The sequence below is a fragment of the Pseudomonas sp. 21LCFQ010 genome, assembly GCF_024129905.1.
GTDB lineage: Bacteria > Pseudomonadota > Gammaproteobacteria > Pseudomonadales > Pseudomonadaceae > Aquipseudomonas.
The window spans coordinates 39996-56447 of record NZ_JAMYDZ010000031.1; the positions used below are offsets into that span (position 1 = coordinate 39996).

The following is a 16452-nucleotide window of genomic DNA, read 5'->3' on the forward strand; positions in this document are numbered from 1 at the left end:
AAGCGCATCGGGTAATGATCAATGGCACCCGCCTGACGCCCACGACCAAAAACGCACCATTTGTGTGCGCAGTTACACAGCAGACGTCACTGGAAGAAACAACCGGTGGGAAGGCAACGACAGGGACCACAGCGCAAATCGCTAAGCGATTGATCGTATGGAAATATTTTTAAGATATTCGCTTGACACCTATCTGATATCGGCGAATAATGCGCGCCACTTGGCTACATAGCTCAGTTGGTTAGAGCATAGCATTCATAATGCTGGGGTCCGGGGTTCAAGTCCCTGTGTAGCCACCAAATAGCTGTTTTGGGTTGTCTCAGACAGTCTCAAAACAACCGGAAAAGCCCGCCCTGTGCGGGCTTTTCTGTTTCTGGGCGTCTTATCCAGTATCACTCTATACCGCAGCGTCTTGTATGCCCCTGTGTATGCTTTGCCAGAAATTGAACTGGAGGCATACAAGGAATGAAGCGCTCGGCTATCAAGCGTCGCCCCCTCTCTGATACCACCCTTGCGGGCCTTGAGCCTGAAGCTGGCGTGTACCGCGAGCTGGACAGTCCTGGCTTATATTTCAGGGTCAAACCCGGTGGTCAGAAGTCATGGGAACTGCGCTACAAGAAACCTGACGGCAAATGGTCATGGCTTGGCTTGGGTGGCTACCCCGAAGTCAGTGGTGCACTCGCCCGCCGCAAAGCATCCGAACTACGAACGGATGCATCAGAAGGCAAGAACCCCATCACATCGAAAAAAGCCCGGCAGGCTGCTGACCTGGCAATCGCCAATGAGACATTCGAAGTATTAGCGCGGGAGTGGCATCGCTCTCGTTTACCTGGATGGGATGCAGGTACTGCCAAACGGATCATCGGCGCATTGGAGCGTCACGTCTTTCCGTCATTTGGAAGACGTGACTACACCGGCATCACCTCCATGGAATGGATGGACCTGCTCAAGGGTATGGAGCGCACCGGCATCCTTGAGCAGATGAGTCGAGTGCGTGCCTACTGCAAAGATGTCTACGATCTGGCCAGGGTAACCGGCAGAGCAGTGAACAACCCCCTCGAAGGTGTTCATAAATTCCTCGCCGCAGGTAAAGCCGAGAACTATGCGCACGTACCCATTGGCGAACTGCCCGGCCTGCTACGAGCCATACGCTCATACCCACATGCCAAAGATGTATGTCTGGGGCTTCGTCTACTGACACTGCTTGCGGTACGACCCAGCGAACTCAGAGAGGCACATTGGTGTGAGTTCAACCTGAGCAAACGTCTGTGGACGGTGCCGATCGAACGCAAAGGACGCAAGAAAGGCCGGGAGCATGTCGTGCCCCTGAGCAAGCAAGCCATCGATGCATTGAAAGAACTGCACTCCCTTACCGGCGGCCACACATTGCTCTTTCCAGGCAGAAGCGACCGCACCCAACCCCGCAGCGACACTGTATTCCTGATGGCCCTACGGCGCCTCGGCTATGAAGGCCGACAGACCGGTCACGGGTTTCGCCATATCGCCAGCACCATTCTCAATGAGCATGGTTTTCCTGCTGACCATATCGAAGCTCAACTTAGCCACAAGGCACAGGGGGTACGCGGTATCTACAACAAGGCTCAGTACCTGGAGCAACGCATGTCGATGATGCAGTGGTATGCGGATTACCTGGATTCGATCGAACAAGGCAACGTCGTTCAAGCCAGATTCGGCAAGGTGGCTCAGGGATGATTACACCTATACCCCAAAAATGCGGTGTTCCTGGTGTTCTTGGTGTTCCAAAAACGCTGCACGCCACGTTTTTAAAGGTCTCCAGCCATGGAACACCTTTGCGAAACTCAAAGAACACCAACTATCCAGAACACAATTGGTGTTCCAGCCACTGTGCCCTTTTAGCTGAAGGCCAACACCGAAGATCAAGGTCAAACGCCAGCGCGATGGGGCGACTCGGCTACAGGGGCGTGGGGCTATGAGCAGCGGAACATTTTTCAAAGACTGCATCATCGAAGCGGAAATCCTTCTGGATTCGTCTGAGATAGAACACCTGATTGAAGTGCTGCGTGAGGACACCAAGCTGTTGCATGGCGATTACCTCGACGAAAGCGACAAGACAAGAATGGCACGCTTTGGGCCAGCGGCGATGGTTGCGGAACGGTTGCGACAAGCCATTCGCAACTGCTTCTGGGCAACGGAGCATGAGCCAATGGATACCTTGGACACTATCCAAGTGGTTGCCGACAGATACTGCCGATTCAGCCATGCTGAATGCCTGACTGACGCCCTGAGACTGGCATACATGGCTTCCACCCAGGGGTTATGCAACGAAGAGTTCTGGCGGTTACGCGCTCGACTTGAGCAGATCACCAGTACAGCGCTGTTTGGCGTTTCCGGTGCACCTTCGGCTTCTGAACTGAACAAGGCAAAGGAAATCGGGGCCGCAGAGCGAAACACGGAGGTCGCACGCTCAGGCGGGAAGATGAGAGCGGAAAAGCTGTTCGGCCACTTCAAGAAAGAGGCACTGAAATCTCTCGCTGAACGAGCTTATGACCTCGCTGGACGTCGCCTGAAAAAGGCCGCCGTCGCACGTGCGATCCTCAAGAACGACTTGGAAAAAATGGCCGAAGCGCTCAAGCAGCAGAATGCCGATCTGAACAAGGCCCTACCCACACTTGCCACCATCGAAAAATGGATTGATGCCCCCTACAAGAAACTGCCGATGAACCATGCGCCTGCTAAGCAAACACCCGATGCCTGCCCAGCAGACAAGTATTTTCGATAAGGGATGAATCCTAATGTGTGCCCCGTGGATCACTAGAGAACGCGGAGGCACCAAATGCAATACCCATCCCCCTCGTCAACCTGGGCGACGCTGCCCCCCGAAGAGCTGCTGACACCTGAGGCCGTCGCATCACTCATGGGGATTTCGGTCAAAACCCTCGCCACCTGGCGCAGCACAGGCCGGCACAACCTGCCTTACATTCGCTGTGGCTCGCGCATTCGCTATCGCATTTCCGACGTTAACGATTGGCTCCTTGAGCGGGAACACTTCGGCCCGCCTCATCAGCAGGAGGCCTGACCATGAATCGCCACGCGACCAATTCTGGCGCACCTCAGACCGCATCCGACTCTGCAACCCTGTGCAGGATTCGCCCGACACGCGGCTCACTCAATAATCCAGAAACCACACTGATACGCATCACTGACGTTATGGCAATGGTCGGCCTGTCGCGCCCCACCATCTACAAGCTGATGCAGCGCAGAGACAGTGGTTTCCCGCTGCCGGTCAAGCTAAGCGATAGCACGGCGAGAGGCGCACCCGTTGCCTGGGTGTTGAGTGAAGTTCAAGCATGGGTACGCGCACGCATCGCAGCGCGCAAGGAAGTAGCAGCATGAAGACCGACAAGCAATTGAAAGCCCGCATACAGCCTTTTGAAATCCTATACGAAATCGGCTTTTCAAAAACGCGCACCACATGGCTGGAAAAGCTGGCGCTGAAACATCGAAAAGCTGGCCGGTGGATCGGCGTCATCAGTTGGCCTGACGGCGTCTTTTCAGTGCTGGCAGCAGACGGTGGTCCCGTGCGCGCGGCTGACCTCTCACAGGCTGAACAGCAACACATCCATGACATGGCGGAACTCATGACCGAAGAAGAGCTGTTCCCCTTCCAGCACCTGCGTCCTGCGAACCACGCCTAAAAAACAAAACGCCTCTGGCTGCAACCAGAGGCGTTTGAGGTAGATCGTCATGCCGACCCAATTTACATCCAATCGTCTTGCGTCTCAAACCGGCAGCACGTCTCACAAGGTTGCGATACGTGCGTCATCCGGTTACCCTTCTGCCTTGGTTGAAAAACCAGAAAACGGACTTGGCGGTCCGAAATCGAAAGGCGCAACAGCGCCCCAAAACCCATTGCAGGCGCTTTTTTTGTGCCCGCAATATCGTGTTATGGCGGGTTGCGCAGGGACTCCTTCGGGGGTGCCGGGTTCCTTTCGTCCCGGTCCGCCAACCTTGTGCAACCCGTCACCCTCAATCTGCTTGGCGGCAGACGGTGACGGTTACTTACGAAGGAACCGCACCAATGCACTACCTCGCTATAAATCCGTCCAAAAAACGCGCGGCAGCTCATCGCAAGATGGCTCTGAACGCCCTCCACGCCGATTCCTCGCTTTCCGTACGTCTCGCCCGCTACAACGCCCACATGCAAAAAGCACGCGCCCTGGAAACTTCTGGAGGTGCGCAATGAACACCTGCCAGTTCGCCCTGCCTGAACACCTGCTGCGCGTGGCCAACGACGTAGAGCCCGGCATACCGATTGACGCCATTACCTGTGCAATTGATCGTGCGGACGCCGTACTATGCCTGCTGGAAGACCACTTCGACGGTGACAAACCGCCCCTCTCAAGCCACATCATTTCATCGGTCCTGTGGGATGTACGCGGCACCCTTGGACTTATCAAGACCCTGGCACTGCACGGTGACGCCACCTCACATCACCACAAGCCTGCGGAGGTTCGGCCATGATCCCGACCACCGTAGGCAGCACCTCATTTTTTCCATGCAACCATCAGGGCCAGCACCTGTTTCGAGTCAACGCTGATATCCCTATTGCTGACGCGCTGCTGTACGCCTCCAACTTGCAAACCTGTGTTAACCAGCTCTCTCTACACGTCGCCATGAACGGTGACAGCGAGCACTTCACTTGGGCGCTTCATCACCTGGGCGAAATGGCCAAAGCGCTCACCGATGAGGCCATCACCGTTGTTACGGAGGCGCGCTCATGAAACCCACTGGCAAACCAGCAAGGCCGCGTTTCGCAGACGTCAAAGCAGCAGCCTTACGCGCCATAGATCAGGTATTGAACCACTGGCTGCCCAGCGGCCAACGAGTCGATGGCGGCAAGGAATACACCGCCCCCAATCCGACTCGCACCGACAAACACGCAGGCTCACTCAAAATCAATCTGGCAAAAGGCACTTGGGCTGACTTCGCAACAGGTGACAAAGGCGGCGACCTGATTGACCTGGTGCGCTATCTGGACGGCTGCACCGATATCGAAGCCTGTAACAAGCTTGCGGTCTTCCTGCATGTGCAACCTCAAACACCGAATACGCCTACAGCGTCGAACAAACCAAAAACCGGAGAGTGGCAACCTGTACAGCCCATACCCGACGACGCCATGAGCAAGATCCCGAAAGCGCATCGTCAGCACGGCTCCCCCTCGAAGGTCTGGCTTTACCGTAATGCCGAAGCTCGCCCCCTGCTGGCCCTGTACCGCTTTGACGTGCAAGCAGATGGCAACGGTCAATCGGGGAAGGTGTTCGCGCCGTTGACCTGGTGCAGGAACACCGCCACAGGCGTGCATCAATGGCGCTGGCAGGGATTACCAGAGCCTCGCCCGCTACTGCGCCTTGATGAACTGCATCGGCGCTCTACAGACCCTGTGGTCATCTGCGAAGGTGAAAAATCATCTGACGCCGCCGCCACGCTTCTGCCGGGCCACGTCGCTACATGCTGGCTCAACGGCACGAATTCATGGCGCAAAGCTGACTTCACACCGCTCGCCGGGCGTGACGTGCTGCTATGGCCCGATAACGACGCGCCGGGCCTGAACTGCATGGATGGCCTCGCTGAACACTTGCGCAAACTCGGCGCAGCATCGGTGAGGATGCTGGCGCTAACGATGATGAGCCAGCGCCCAGGTGCTGACGGCGATAAGCCAACCCTCAGCCCTGGCGGCTCGTGGTGCGAAGGCGATGACGCCGCTGATGCTCTGCACAAAGGCTGGACCGCCGACCACTTTGCCGAACTGTTGCGTACCGGGGAGCTGTTCACCCTGTCGCCCGCTACAAGCGACCGCCCTGCCGTTAAACCCACACCCGCCAAGCCATCTCGTAAGCAGCAAGCCACCATACTACCCAACGGATTCCGCCTCACCGCCGATGGCGTGTTCTATGCGACCGACGACGGCGAGGCCCGCCATGTGTGTTCAAGGCTTGAAATCCTGGCTCGCACACGCGACGACAAGGGCCATAACTGGGGGCTTCTGGTCGAATTCGACGACCCGGACAACCAGAAGAAGCGCTGGAACATCCCTCAACGGTGCATGGCCGGTGACTTCGGCAAAGACGTGCTTGGCCCCTTGGTTGACATGGGGCTACGTCTAGCTGGCACCCGCTCCGGCCGCAACGCCCGAAACGACCTGCAGAGTTACCTGCAAGGCTACGACAGCACAGAACGCGCCCGGCTGGTCACTCGGCTCGGGTGGCACGGCAACGCCTACCTGTTGCCAGACAGGCAAGTAGGCACCAGCGCCGAACATCTGCACTTCTACGAAGCGGGCGCGCAGATGCCACCCATCGAGCAGTCAGGCACGCTGGAACAATGGCAACAGAACATAAGCGCCCTATGCGCCGGTAACCCTCGATTGGCTTTCGTGGTGTGTGTAGCGCTTGCTGGTCCACTACTGCACATGCTGGGTCAGGAGTCAGGTGGCTTTCACTTGTACGGCGACAGCTCAGGGGGCAAGACCACGCATTTGCAGGTAGCCGCATCCGTTTATGGCGGGCCGCGTCTGGTGCGCTCATGGCGCTCAACAGACAACGCCCTGGAGTCCATTGCCGCAGCGCACTCCGATGGGTTGCTGGTCCTGGATGAAATCGGCATGTGCGATCCACGCATCATCGGTGAAACCATATACATGCTTGGCAACGGCACCGGCAAAGCACGGGCCAATGATCGAGGACAAGCGGGCCGACAGGTGCAGGAATGGCGCTTGCTGTTTCTCTCAACAGGAGAAAAGACCCTCGCCCAGCACATGGCCGAAGCCAACAAGGAACTCAAGGCGGGTATGGAAGTACGCATGCTGGCCGTGCCTGCCGATGCAGGGAAGGGGCTGGGCATGTTTGAAAACCTGCATGGCTTCGACGACGCCGCGCTGCTTTCTGACTCGCTCAAGACCAAAGTGGCCAAATACTACGGGACTCCACTTGCCACCTTCCTGTCGGCCCTCTGTGAACCCGGCAAACTCGACGCCTACCGCGTAATGCTACGCAGAACACAAGAGCGCTTCGTGGCAGACACCCTTCCAGCCAACGCCAGCGGCCAAGCCCAACGCGCCGCCGCTCGCTTCGGCCTGGCTGGCGCGGCAGGAGAACTGGCGACCGGGCTGGGCATAACCGGCTGGCCCGACGGAGAAGCCCTGAACGCCGCCAAGACCTGTCTCAATGCATGGCTGGCCGAGCGTGGCGGCGCGGGCAATATGGAGGCAGAAGCGATTGTGGCGCGGCTACGCGGGATCATCGAGCGGTATGGGGAAAGCCGGTTTACACGATGGGATTCAGTTGCTGCCAAAACGGATGACCATGCACCGCGCACAGCAGATCGGCTGGGGTTTCGGCGGACCATTCAGCATGGGGTGGGAGATATGCTGCATACGACGGTGACTTACTTTTTCTTGCCAACTGCTTGGAGAGATGAAGTCTTTAAAGGTATGAACTTACGAAGCGTCAATAGAGAACTGGTTACACGAGGTATATTGGAGCCTGGCACCGATGGAAAAGCAGCACAATTGTTGACTCTGCCAGGAATGCCCAAAGGCCGCACATACTTAGTGAGCGGCCAAGCCTTTGCAACAGAAAAATAGAGATATTACTTCAACCAAAAAAGATGACTCAGCCTGAAGGCGTCAACAAGAAACCAGCCTACGTCGTGAAACTTTCAGGCGTCATCTCCTACCGCGTGCAATTTTATCCTGCCCCTACCTTGCTAAAAAACTTACGAGCACTCAGAGATACCCTATGAGCCTGACCCAATTCGGTGACTCTAACGACCGTAGAATTATCGCCCCGCCTCTCAAGCAAGCCATAGAAAAGATAGTAACGACCTCGTTCACGCCCCTGCCACTCTTTGCCCATAACGACCTCACGGTCACAATAAATCGCAAATTTGTGCCCAGGCGAAGCGAAATTGTAAAAATACTTAAATTTTCCGCTCTCAATGCTTGTTGGCACTCCATATATCAGCCAGCTTTTCCCAATGTATCTTTCGCTATTTTTCTGCAATTTTTCCACAGAGATAATCAGATCACCAATACGAGTCGCTTCATGGCCTGGGAACTGCACGTTTATGTCAAGGGATTTTCGAGCTACCTGCAAGAGTCTAGACACGGTACTAAAATTACCAGCCTTTAATAAAGATCCATCCTCACCAAACGTCAGTTCACCACCAGTTCTGTTACCAGTAGATCCCCGAGCAACCTCACGCTTGCCTTTTTTGTCTTGATCACCATCTTCATCCTCATCACCACCGTCATCATCCTCTACACTTTTCCACCCATTGAAGTTAATGAGATTGATCGCTTTTTTCGCTTTTCCATCCCCGTCACCAGCCTTAGTCCCTCCAGCTTTACGGTACTCACATTTGATGTGTTCAAAGTCTTTCAAGTGAAAGAAAAACCCATCAACATTGTCTTTGCGCTTAGCCTTCTTTCGCGGTTGCCGACTGCACATCACTCCACATTTTGGGCAGTAAATTGCACCATGATGCAGCTCATCTATGTAGCTTTCTGGAGACACCTGATGCTCATGGACGAGCAGTGTTATATCAACCATTTTAGGTTGGTCTTCTACAACATAGAACACGACGAGGGGGATCGATATTTGCGGCATAAGTCCCTTGCCTTACTGAGGGGCGAATGATGAGCATACAATGACAAGTAGCCACTAGCCACCATCCAAACCTTTTCTCGATATCAACAAACGACCGTTTTATGACACCACCCAAAAGCCGCCCCATTCTGGTATCAACAAATGTCATTTACAGGTTTATGACACCAACCTATAATGATCCCACGTTTTAAGACACCAAAGGGATCAGGTGATGAACCGAGTCTTCGCATACGGACGCGTCTCCACCTTGGAGCAGTCCACCGACAACCAGCTGATGGCCCTCCAGCAAAAGGGCTTTGAGATTCAATCACACAGGTGGTTTGCCGAGCAGGTATCGGGAGGCACGCCAGCCATGCAGCGTCCCGAGTTCTCCAGGATGACGGATCGGATGGAAGCTGGAGACATGCTCGTGGTCCTCAAACTGGATCGCTTGGGTCGAGACGTACAGGACGTGCTGGCCACCATCGAGATACTGGCCGAAAGGGGCATTCATGTACGCAGTGTTGACCTGGATGGTGTGGACCTCACCAGCGCAGCCGGAAAGCTGCAACTTACCGTTCTCGCCGCTGTGGCCGCATTTGAACGGGATCGCATCAGAGAACGGACAAAAGAAGGCTTGGCACGCTCAGATAAAAAAGGAGGCCGGCCCGAAGCGACCGGGACAACCAAGCTTGTTCAGGCTTGCAAGAGTCGCGGTTTGAGCCAGAGCCAAAGCGTCTCAGAGCTTGGCCTGAGCCTGCCCACGATCAAAAGACACTGGAACAAGTGAACCTGTAGCTATCCCGCACAGACTGGGCGAGCGGTCAGCACGACTGCTCGCCAGACCAACTCGCCCACCCCTCCCTCCTGTTGGCCAGCTCAACTGGCCGTTCGCAAACTCTGTGTTAGCCACCCGATGACTCAGGAACACCTTTGTTGCTTTTGAGGCTTGGTGTTCTCTGCTTTTATCAAAGGTGTTCCATGGCTGAAAGCCCCGGCCTATAAGGCTTAGCGCATTATCGGAACACCAAGAACACCAAGAACACCAGCTTTTCCGAGGGTAGATCAAAACAGCCCCACGCCCCAGCACCAGAAGCCAGCCAGCAGCGGCGTAAGTCTCCGGGGTGCAACTGGGCGGATGGCCAACATGTCAGCCGCGTCCGTACCCTAGGGGGTGCAAATGTTTTTTGAGCCCTTACAGTTAGACCGAGTCCTCCACTCTCCTTGCAAAATGCGGGAAAAATAGGGGTGGCCCCCTTGCGTAAGGCGGATGGTAATTACGTGTATGCCTCTATGTATGCCTCTATGTATGCCTACACCCTTGACCCATAAGAAATACTCAATAAAATCAGTCAAATACCGCTCAGGTTCAATTTACTGTGTACCACCAAGTTCACAGTAAAGCCCGCCTAGTGCGGGCTTTGTTGTTTCTGGGGATCTGCAATCGCTCTTCCCCGCGCCCGCCCTGCCGTTTACGCTCATTCAAATAACGCCCTGCTCCATCGCTCAGGTAAAGGAATCCCTATGCGCTGTGCTTTAGCTCTGACCTTGTTCTGCCTGCCCGCTGTCGCTTCTGCCGATTGCACCGCACAACTGGCCGGTTGGGCGAAAAAGCTGCATCCCGATCTGGCGTTCTCTGCCCAACATTCGGTGTGCAAGGCCTCTCCTGTCGATGCCAAGCGAACCCTGGCAGCCTTGGCGTTTGTTGAAAGCGGCGATGAGGAGGACGGCGCGACCTACGGGCTGGAGGTTCTCAGCGCTGTAGGTGGTCAGATCGAGCAGCATGTCTATGAAAGTGCGGCGATCAGTTCCGATGCAGTGCGCTTCGAAAGTCTGAGCCTGGACACCGCACGCTATCACCTGACACCTGAGCTGCGCGCATTTGGGGTGCGTGCCAGCTATGTCGGCTCATCACGCGTGAACCCATTCTCCTCCACCGACCTGAGCCTGTATGTGCTCGACGGCGCCAAGCCGCGCAAGGTTCTGGACAAGCTGGAAGTACAACGTTCAGGCGGAGAGTGGGATGGCAACTGCCAGGGCGAGTTCTATGACATCACCAGCAGCCTGGCGATCGACAACACGCTTAGCCATGGTTATGCGGGCCTGGCGGTGACGGAAAAGACGGTAGAGTCGCGCTCGTTCGCGAAGCACGACGATTGCAGTAACAGCGAGAGCAAGCCGGTGACCAAGAGGTACCTGGTGACCTACGATGGCACCCACTATGTAGTGCCAGGCCAGGGCAAGCATCAGTGATGCCGAATGGGCCTGGGTGAAATCGGCAGCGCATCACATTTCTGACGTGTTGCCCGCAAACAGCCAGGGATGCGGGACGACATATCGACAGACTTGGACTAGATTAGTGAACGCTCTCCTATTTCCAAGCGCCCGGCACCCGCAGTGCCAAGGATGCCCAGATGCTGCTTTCCCATGCCGATCTGCGCCACATCATGGAAACCGCGTTCGTCCCGTCACTGTGCAAGTGCACCATCACTGCCGACGGGCTGATGAGTCTCGAACTGAGTCATCCCAGAACCCAGGCTGAGGAATTCAGCCTGAGCGGCATTCCGGTCGCTCAGCTGGACACCGGACGCGCCATTGCATCGCTGGTGCTGGGTATCCGCGAAGAGGTCAGGTTGCGTCAGGTGGCCCGGCCGCTGCGAGCCATGCATCAGGCCTGAGTTCGTTCAACCGACGCTGCCTTTCAATCAAACAACGGGCGCATAAAACTGCGCTCGTAACTGATGATGAATTTTTTCTCGGTTGCCAGTTGCACGGCCTCGATGCATTCAGGGTCAGTGGCGGCCTGTTCGCGATAACGTTCGTAGTCGGCCAGGCTGGGGAAGCTGAACAGGCAGTAGGCGACGTTATTGGCGCCTTCTGACGGCAGGAAGTAGCCGTGGTGCTGCCCTCCCATGCGCCCGACCAGATGAATCCAGCGACGGCAATAGGCTTCGAAATCGACCAGTTGATAAGGGTCAATGATGTAGCGGACGTGGCAGGTGATCACTGGATCATTCCTTTGAAAAAACCGGGACGCCATTCTAACCCGGCGTTCAGCCTACTCTTCTTGAGTTACTCAGAAGACAAACTGATTGAGCGCTACAAGCCCACCGACTACCCAGACCGCCGCGCCCAACGCGGTGACCCATTCCGAGCTCGGCTTGCCTGATAACCATGACTCACGAGGTGACCATTGACCCAGCGTTATCAGTTTGAGCAACAGCCAGCCAACGGGATAGAAAAGACAACGCAGGACAAACTCAACAATGAGTTCCAGCAATGCGTCCAGCATCAAAATTACTCCCTGATAGAGGCCATCGAAAATGGCCGCATGATCTTATCAGGTCACAGACCGTCATAAATCACCTGCAATTACCCTAGTGGCCAGTATCGCCTTGCAAGGTGCGCGGCTGGCAAAGTGAAGGCCTTTTTTCAGGCACCAAGGAACACACCCAATGCTGACCCTGAACATCGGCCCTCTGGCACTGGCCATGCAGCATGTCCTGATCATTGGCAGCCTGTTGCTGGCGAGCCTGACCGGCTGGCGCGTGGGCCGCCGTCAAGGGCTTAATCCGGAGAAGCAACTGTTTGGCCTGCTGATTACGGCATTGCTGGCGGCTCGTGTTGCCTTCGTGGCGGTGTATTTCCAGCATTACCGAGACCAGCTCTGGGGAATTGTCGATATCCGTGACGGCGGCTTTATCGCTGAGGCGGGGCTGTTGGCTGCGCTGCTTATGGGCGCCTGGAAGCTGTATAAAAACCCGCCGCTGCGCAAGCCGTTGGGCATAGCGATGATGGTCGGTTTATTCGCCTGGGGTGCGGGTAATCTTGTCTTGCACTGGCAGGAACGAGAATCACGCCTGCCTGATCTGCCGTTGGTCGAGCTGGACGGCAAGCCGGTCAACCTGCAGGCGTATCGTGGCAAGCCGCTGGTCATCAATCTGTGGGCAACCTGGTGCCCACCGTGCAGGCGCGAGATGCCGGTGCTGATGAAAGCCCAGGCCGAACATCCGCAGGTGACCTTCCTGTTCGTCAATCAGGGTGAAACAACGGATGAGATCCAGCACTTCATGCAGTCCCAAGGGCTGGAACTGAGCAATGTACTGCTAGACCGACACAACCAACTCGGCAAGCTGGCCGGCTCCATGGCCTTGCCAACCACCTTGTACTTCGACAGTGAGGGTCGGCAGGTCGGCAATCACTTGGGTGAGCTGTCGCAGGCCAGCCTGGCGCGGGCCTTGAAAAGCCTGCAAAACAGTGAGGAGTCAGGCCAGTGAAGCGGTTGCCATCCTCTTACGGATTGACTAGTCTCGCCCCCATGATCATTTTCGCGCTGACCTCGACCACCACTACCACGACCGCCCATGGCGGGTCGCGTGTGGTGTCGTGAGTAACTGAAGCTCGATCCCCCAAGGCCCCGCCAGCGATGGACGGGGCCTTTTTATTGCCCGTGTCGCTGGTTTTTCAAGCAAGGAGAAGCGACATGCACGCACTATTGGTTCTGGATATGCAGGTCGGGCTGTTCCATGGCCCGGACACGCCTTGGCAAGCCGAGCGGCTGCTCAATACGGTCAATGAATTGCTGGGCAAGGCCCAGGCAGCGGGAGCACCGGTGTTCCTGGCCCGTCACGTCGGCCCGTCTGGCTCGCCCATCGAACCGGGCAGCAACCTGACCCGCCTGATCGATGAACTGCATCTGAGCGGCAACGAGCATATTTTCGAGAAAACCCGCCCCAGCGCGTTTGCCGGCACTGATCTGGTTGAACGCCTGCACGCGGCAGGCACAAAAAGCCTGGTGATCGTCGGCCTGAAGACTCAGTACTGCGTGGACAGCACCTGCCGCGCCGCACGCGAGCTGGGCTTCGATGCGGTGCTTATCGAAGACGGCCATAGCTGCTCTGACACGCCAGCTCTCAAGGCCGAACATATTGTTGCCCACCATAATGCGACCCTCGCCGGGCCGTTTTGCCGGGTGGTGCATTCACAGGACTGGCAGTTCGATTGAGCTTAGATTGTCTCCTTCAAGGTGACAGTAAAACGCTTTTCAGCCGATTTATCCCGTCCAGGTAAATCCTTAATCTGTGTCCAAGTTGAACGCAACGCCACTTACCCCACAACTTCTCAGATAAAGGATCTACCCCATGGCCAACTTCACTTACAACCGCCTGAACAAAGACGACGCCGTAGTACTGCTGATCGACCACCAGACCGGCCTGATCTCGCTGGTGCAGGACTTCTCGCCCAACGAGTTCAAGAACAACGTGCTGGCGCTGGGTGACCTGGCCAAATTTTTCGAACTGCCAACCATCCTCACCACCAGCTTCGAGCAAGGCCCCAACGGCCCGCTGGTGCCGGAGCTCAAAGAGCAGTTCCCGGATGCGCCGTACATCGCCCGCCCTGGCCAGATCAACGCTTGGGACAACGAAGACTTCGTCAAGGCGATCAAGGCCACCGGCCGCAAGCAACTGATCATCGCCGGTGTCGTCACCGACGTGTGCGTGACCTTCCCGGTGCTGTCGGCCCTGGAAGAAGGTTTTGAAGTGTTCGTGGTGACCGATGCTTCCGGCACCTTCAATGAAACCGTGCAACAGGCCGCGTGGAACCGCATGAGCCAGGCCGGCGCCCAACTGATGAACTGGTTCTCGGTGGCGTGTGAGCTGCACCGCGACTGGCGCAACGATATCGAAGGTTTGGGTAATCTGCTGAGCCAGCGTATTCCCAACTACCGCAACCTGATGAACAGCTATGCAGCGCTGGCTTCGCACTGATTGATGCAATACCCGGTAGGAGCGGCTTCAGCCGCGAACGCTTCAGCAGCGAAGCTTTAACCACGAAAGATTCGCGGCTGAAGCCGCTCCTACGAGGTTGCGTGCTTAGCGCGGGATACGACCGGTTACTCGTTGAGCAGTTTTTTCACGCTCTCGACCATGACTTCGATTTCGAACGGTTTTTCGAAGACCTTGGTGAACAGCTCAGGCCTGGCCGAGCCCAGGTGTGCCTGGGCGCCGCTCATCAAGACAATGGGAATGGTGGCAAACTGCGGGTTTTCCCGCACGGCAGTGGCGAACTCCATGCCGTTCATGCCCGGCATCATGTAGTCGGTGATGATCAGGCCCGGTCTTTCCCGGTCCAGGATCGTCAGCGCCTTTTGCGCAGTGCCCGCGGTGACAGTCAGAAAGCCCTCATCCTCCAGCGCAAAGCTCAGGATCTCAGCGATCAGGTACTCATCATCGACAATCAGAATCGTGGTCATAGCGCGCCCACCCTGCTCAATGAGTCATGGGCGAGATGACGGTTGTGAATCTGCACCGTTGTCGTCGTCGAATACATGAGAAAAAGCCTTGCGAACGTCTATGCCCTGATTACCTATCACCAGTTCGAGAAGCGCAGGATCATAAGCACTGTCCCTAACTTTAAGGATGGACAGGTGCCGTTTAAGTTCAGCGTCTGATTCTGCGAATCTGACCAGCAGCAGGTTATCGACAATTCCGGACAGATCCGAAGCCGGGGCATCGACCACTTCACCCAGGATACTGCGCACCTCCCAGGAAGCGATCACGGTGACGTTGCGGCTGCGCAGCTCTCCCATCAATGCCGTGTACAGATCGAGAATCCGCGATCGGTCTGCTGCCGTTCTGGCCATTCCACCAAGGCTGTCGATGAACACCCGGCGGATGGATTTCTGCTCGACCATGCGCAGCAGTTCGAGGGCCAGCTTGTCGATCTTTTCCGTGGTGACCGAACGCCAGAGCAGTGTCAGTGCACCCTCAGCCTCCAGCGACGCGAAGTCACGTCCCAGCGCTTTGGCTTTCAGCCGCAGGCGCTGGGGAGACTCATAGAAACCGAAGTGCAGCCCCGGCTCTGCTACCGTGGACTCGGCCAGGAAGTTGATGCCTATAGACGTCTTGCCCGAGCCGGAAGGCCCCATGATCAGCGAGACCGAGGAGGACACCAGACCACCGCCGATGAGCGGGTCAAGCGAAGCCAGGCCACTGGGCACCAGCCCCAGCGTGTCGCTGTCACGCATGGCTGAATGAGTCACGGTGCTCTCAAGGCGCGGATAGACCACCAGGCCGTCATCGGTGATCTCGCACTCATGATCGCCGGCCAATGCCGCGCTGCCGCGGGTCTTGCGCATCTTGATGCGGCGTACCAGCCGTGAGCCGAGCTGTTCTTCGCCCAGTTCGAGCACGCCATCGACCATGGTGTGCTCCGGGCTGCCATCGTCGAGTTGCGAGCTGGTCAGGAAGAATACCGTGCAGCCGGCAAAGGCAGCATGGCCCTGCAATTCGGAAATGAAACGCTTGGTATTGAGCGGCGAGTCGGCCTTGGAGCGGGCATTGAGCAGGCCGTCGAGAATCATCACTGTCGATTTTTGCCGCGAGATTTCCCGCCGCAGCAGCTTCACGACTTCATCCAGACCTTCGTTTTCCATGGTGTCGAAGGCGCTGATGAACTGGATCTCTTCGCCGATCCGGTCTTTGTCGAAAAAGCTCAGGGTCGAAAGGAACTGGAACAAACGCTCGTGAGGTTCGGCCAGCAGGGTCGCGAACAACACGCGCCCGCCGTCGCGCACGTGGTTGAAGCCAATCTGATTGGCCAGGATCGTCTTGCCCGATCCGGGGCGCCCCTGGATGATGTAGGAGGATCCTGAAACGAAGCCTCCCTTCAGCAGCTCATCAAGCCCTTCAATTCCGCTCTGAAGGCGTTTTAGCTGGTTCAAGATCTCTTTCTCCCGGTATTCGGCAACGCCGGCATGCTCGTTCAGAACACGCTCAAGTGACGCATTCTGGCTCTGTTATAAAAGCTTCTCAACCCTGAGCTC

20 protein-coding genes and 1 tRNA gene are annotated in these 16452 nt (G+C 56.5%); 16 read left to right on the forward strand and 5 right to left on the reverse strand.

Going from position 1 to position 16452, the window contains the following annotated elements; all coding sequences use genetic code 11:
- The first annotated feature begins 222 nt into the window (after positions 1-222).
- The 10 genes from NJC38_RS25395 (at position 223) to NJC38_RS25440 (ending at position 7624) form a co-directional block, all read left to right on the forward strand.
- Positions 223-299 (forward strand) — tRNA-Met (locus NJC38_RS25395).
- A gap of 166 nt (positions 300-465) precedes the next feature.
- Positions 466-1713, forward strand: a complete 1248-nt coding sequence (locus NJC38_RS25400) for a tyrosine-type recombinase/integrase (RefSeq protein ID WP_253117641.1) — start codon at positions 466-468, stop codon at positions 1711-1713.
- 238 nt (positions 1714-1951) lie between these two features.
- On the forward strand, positions 1952-2761 hold the full coding sequence (locus NJC38_RS25405) for a hypothetical protein (RefSeq protein WP_253117643.1): 810 nt from the start codon (positions 1952-1954) through the stop codon (positions 2759-2761).
- A 54-nt stretch (positions 2762-2815) separates the two neighbouring features.
- A complete protein-coding gene (locus NJC38_RS25410; RefSeq protein WP_253117645.1) occupies positions 2816-3058 on the forward strand; it encodes a helix-turn-helix domain-containing protein in 243 nt (80 codons plus the stop codon).
- A gap of 2 nt (positions 3059-3060) precedes the next feature.
- Entirely contained in the window at positions 3061-3375 is a 315-nt protein-coding gene (locus NJC38_RS25415) for an AlpA family phage regulatory protein (RefSeq protein ID WP_253117647.1), read from the forward strand.
- Entirely contained in the window at positions 3372-3677 is a 306-nt protein-coding gene (locus NJC38_RS25420) for a hypothetical protein (protein ID WP_253117649.1), read from the forward strand. The genes NJC38_RS25415 and NJC38_RS25420 overlap by 4 nt, the downstream gene beginning before the upstream one ends.
- Positions 3678-4060: 383 nt before the next feature.
- Positions 4061-4225, forward strand: a complete 165-nt coding sequence (locus tag NJC38_RS25425) for a hypothetical protein (protein ID WP_253117652.1) — start codon at positions 4061-4063, stop codon at positions 4223-4225.
- Positions 4222-4503, forward strand: a complete 282-nt coding sequence (locus NJC38_RS25430) for a hypothetical protein (RefSeq protein WP_253117653.1) — start codon at positions 4222-4224, stop codon at positions 4501-4503. Before NJC38_RS25425 ends, NJC38_RS25430 begins: the two co-directional genes overlap by 4 nt.
- Entirely contained in the window at positions 4500-4763 is a 264-nt protein-coding gene (locus NJC38_RS25435; RefSeq protein ID WP_253117654.1) for a DUF3077 domain-containing protein, read from the forward strand. Before NJC38_RS25430 ends, NJC38_RS25435 begins: the two co-directional genes overlap by 4 nt.
- The gene (locus NJC38_RS25440) at positions 4760-7624 is read left to right on the forward strand and encodes a DUF927 domain-containing protein (RefSeq protein WP_253117656.1); all 2865 of its coding nucleotides are present in this window, start codon (positions 4760-4762) and stop codon (positions 7622-7624) included. The genes NJC38_RS25435 and NJC38_RS25440 overlap by 4 nt, the downstream gene beginning before the upstream one ends.
- A gap of 103 nt (positions 7625-7727) precedes the next feature.
- Here NJC38_RS25440 and NJC38_RS25445 read toward each other — a convergent pair whose 3' ends face one another.
- On the reverse strand, positions 7728-8648 hold the full coding sequence (locus tag NJC38_RS25445; RefSeq protein WP_253117658.1) for a hypothetical protein: 921 nt from the start codon (positions 8646-8648) through the stop codon (positions 7728-7730).
- 211 nt (positions 8649-8859) lie between these two features.
- Here NJC38_RS25445 and NJC38_RS25450 point away from each other — a divergent pair, with 211 nt between their 5' ends.
- From NJC38_RS25450 to NJC38_RS25460, 3 genes are all read left to right on the forward strand, one after another.
- Positions 8860-9417, forward strand: coding sequence for a recombinase family protein (locus tag NJC38_RS25450; protein ID WP_253117659.1), 558 nt, complete (start codon positions 8860-8862; stop codon positions 9415-9417).
- Positions 9418-10151: 734 nt separating this feature from the next.
- Positions 10152-10880: a hypothetical protein gene (locus NJC38_RS25455; protein WP_253117662.1), complete on the forward strand. Its 729-nt coding sequence runs from the start codon at positions 10152-10154 to the stop codon at positions 10878-10880.
- 161 nt (positions 10881-11041) lie between these two features.
- Positions 11042-11305: a DUF1652 domain-containing protein gene (locus NJC38_RS25460; protein WP_052483352.1), complete on the forward strand. Its 264-nt coding sequence runs from the start codon at positions 11042-11044 to the stop codon at positions 11303-11305.
- 23 nt (positions 11306-11328) lie between these two features.
- Here NJC38_RS25460 and NJC38_RS25465 read toward each other — a convergent pair whose 3' ends face one another.
- Positions 11329-11634, reverse strand: a complete 306-nt coding sequence (locus NJC38_RS25465) for an NIPSNAP family protein (RefSeq protein ID WP_253117665.1) — start codon at positions 11632-11634, stop codon at positions 11329-11331.
- 69 nt (positions 11635-11703) lie between these two features.
- Positions 11704-11919, reverse strand: a complete 216-nt coding sequence (locus NJC38_RS25470) for a hypothetical protein (RefSeq protein ID WP_253117668.1) — start codon at positions 11917-11919, stop codon at positions 11704-11706.
- Positions 11920-12082: 163 nt separating this feature from the next.
- On the opposite strand from NJC38_RS25470, the gene NJC38_RS25475 reads away from it, so the two are divergent.
- The 3 genes from NJC38_RS25475 (at position 12083) to ycaC (ending at position 14395) form a co-directional block, all read left to right on the forward strand.
- On the forward strand, positions 12083-12904 hold the full coding sequence (locus NJC38_RS25475) for a TlpA disulfide reductase family protein (RefSeq protein ID WP_253117671.1): 822 nt from the start codon (positions 12083-12085) through the stop codon (positions 12902-12904).
- 206 nt (positions 12905-13110) lie between these two features.
- Complete coding sequence (locus NJC38_RS25480) at positions 13111-13632, forward strand: cysteine hydrolase family protein (RefSeq protein WP_045483446.1); 522 nt, start codon at positions 13111-13113, stop codon at positions 13630-13632.
- A 136-nt stretch (positions 13633-13768) separates the two neighbouring features.
- On the forward strand, positions 13769-14395 hold the full coding sequence (ycaC, locus tag NJC38_RS25485) for an isochorismate family cysteine hydrolase YcaC (protein WP_253117674.1): 627 nt from the start codon (positions 13769-13771) through the stop codon (positions 14393-14395).
- 125 nt (positions 14396-14520) lie between these two features.
- Here ycaC and NJC38_RS25490 read toward each other — a convergent pair whose 3' ends face one another.
- Both NJC38_RS25490 and NJC38_RS25495 read right to left on the reverse strand, forming a co-directional pair.
- Entirely contained in the window at positions 14521-14880 is a 360-nt protein-coding gene (locus NJC38_RS25490; protein WP_253117677.1) for a response regulator, read from the reverse strand.
- Between the two features lie 24 nt (positions 14881-14904).
- Positions 14905-16350 (reverse strand): ATPase domain-containing protein, encoded by a 1446-nt coding sequence (locus NJC38_RS25495; protein ID WP_253117680.1) that lies wholly within the window; start codon positions 16348-16350, stop codon positions 14905-14907.
- Positions 16351-16452: the final 102 nt, after the last annotated feature.

Coding starts and splice junctions, on each gene's coding strand:
- NJC38_RS25405 (WP_253117643.1), top strand. CDS start 1,952: ATGAGCAGCGGAACATTTTTCAAAGACTGCATCATCGAAGCGGAAATC.
- NJC38_RS25400 (WP_253117641.1), top strand. CDS start 466: ATGAAGCGCTCGGCTATCAAGCGTCGCCCCCTCTCTGATACCACCCTT.
- NJC38_RS25445 (WP_253117658.1), bottom strand. CDS start 8,648: ATGCCGCAAATATCGATCCCCCTCGTCGTGTTCTATGTTGTAGAAGAC.
- NJC38_RS25415 (WP_253117647.1), top strand. CDS start 3,061: ATGAATCGCCACGCGACCAATTCTGGCGCACCTCAGACCGCATCCGAC.
- NJC38_RS25470 (WP_253117668.1), bottom strand. CDS start 11,919: ATGCTGGACGCATTGCTGGAACTCATTGTTGAGTTTGTCCTGCGTTGT.
- ycaC (WP_253117674.1), top strand. CDS start 13,769: ATGGCCAACTTCACTTACAACCGCCTGAACAAAGACGACGCCGTAGTA.
- NJC38_RS25410 (WP_253117645.1), top strand. CDS start 2,816: ATGCAATACCCATCCCCCTCGTCAACCTGGGCGACGCTGCCCCCCGAA.
- NJC38_RS25420 (WP_253117649.1), top strand. CDS start 3,372: ATGAAGACCGACAAGCAATTGAAAGCCCGCATACAGCCTTTTGAAATC.
- NJC38_RS25430 (WP_253117653.1), top strand. CDS start 4,222: ATGAACACCTGCCAGTTCGCCCTGCCTGAACACCTGCTGCGCGTGGCC.
- NJC38_RS25450 (WP_253117659.1), top strand. CDS start 8,860: ATGAACCGAGTCTTCGCATACGGACGCGTCTCCACCTTGGAGCAGTCC.
- NJC38_RS25475 (WP_253117671.1), top strand. CDS start 12,083: ATGCTGACCCTGAACATCGGCCCTCTGGCACTGGCCATGCAGCATGTC.
- NJC38_RS25440 (WP_253117656.1), top strand. CDS start 4,760: ATGAAACCCACTGGCAAACCAGCAAGGCCGCGTTTCGCAGACGTCAAA.
- NJC38_RS25460 (WP_052483352.1), top strand. CDS start 11,042: ATGCTGCTTTCCCATGCCGATCTGCGCCACATCATGGAAACCGCGTTC.
- NJC38_RS25435 (WP_253117654.1), top strand. CDS start 4,500: ATGATCCCGACCACCGTAGGCAGCACCTCATTTTTTCCATGCAACCAT.
- NJC38_RS25480 (WP_045483446.1), top strand. CDS start 13,111: ATGCACGCACTATTGGTTCTGGATATGCAGGTCGGGCTGTTCCATGGC.
- NJC38_RS25490 (WP_253117677.1), bottom strand. CDS start 14,880: ATGACCACGATTCTGATTGTCGATGATGAGTACCTGATCGCTGAGATC.
- NJC38_RS25455 (WP_253117662.1), top strand. CDS start 10,152: ATGCGCTGTGCTTTAGCTCTGACCTTGTTCTGCCTGCCCGCTGTCGCT.
- NJC38_RS25425 (WP_253117652.1), top strand. CDS start 4,061: ATGCACTACCTCGCTATAAATCCGTCCAAAAAACGCGCGGCAGCTCAT.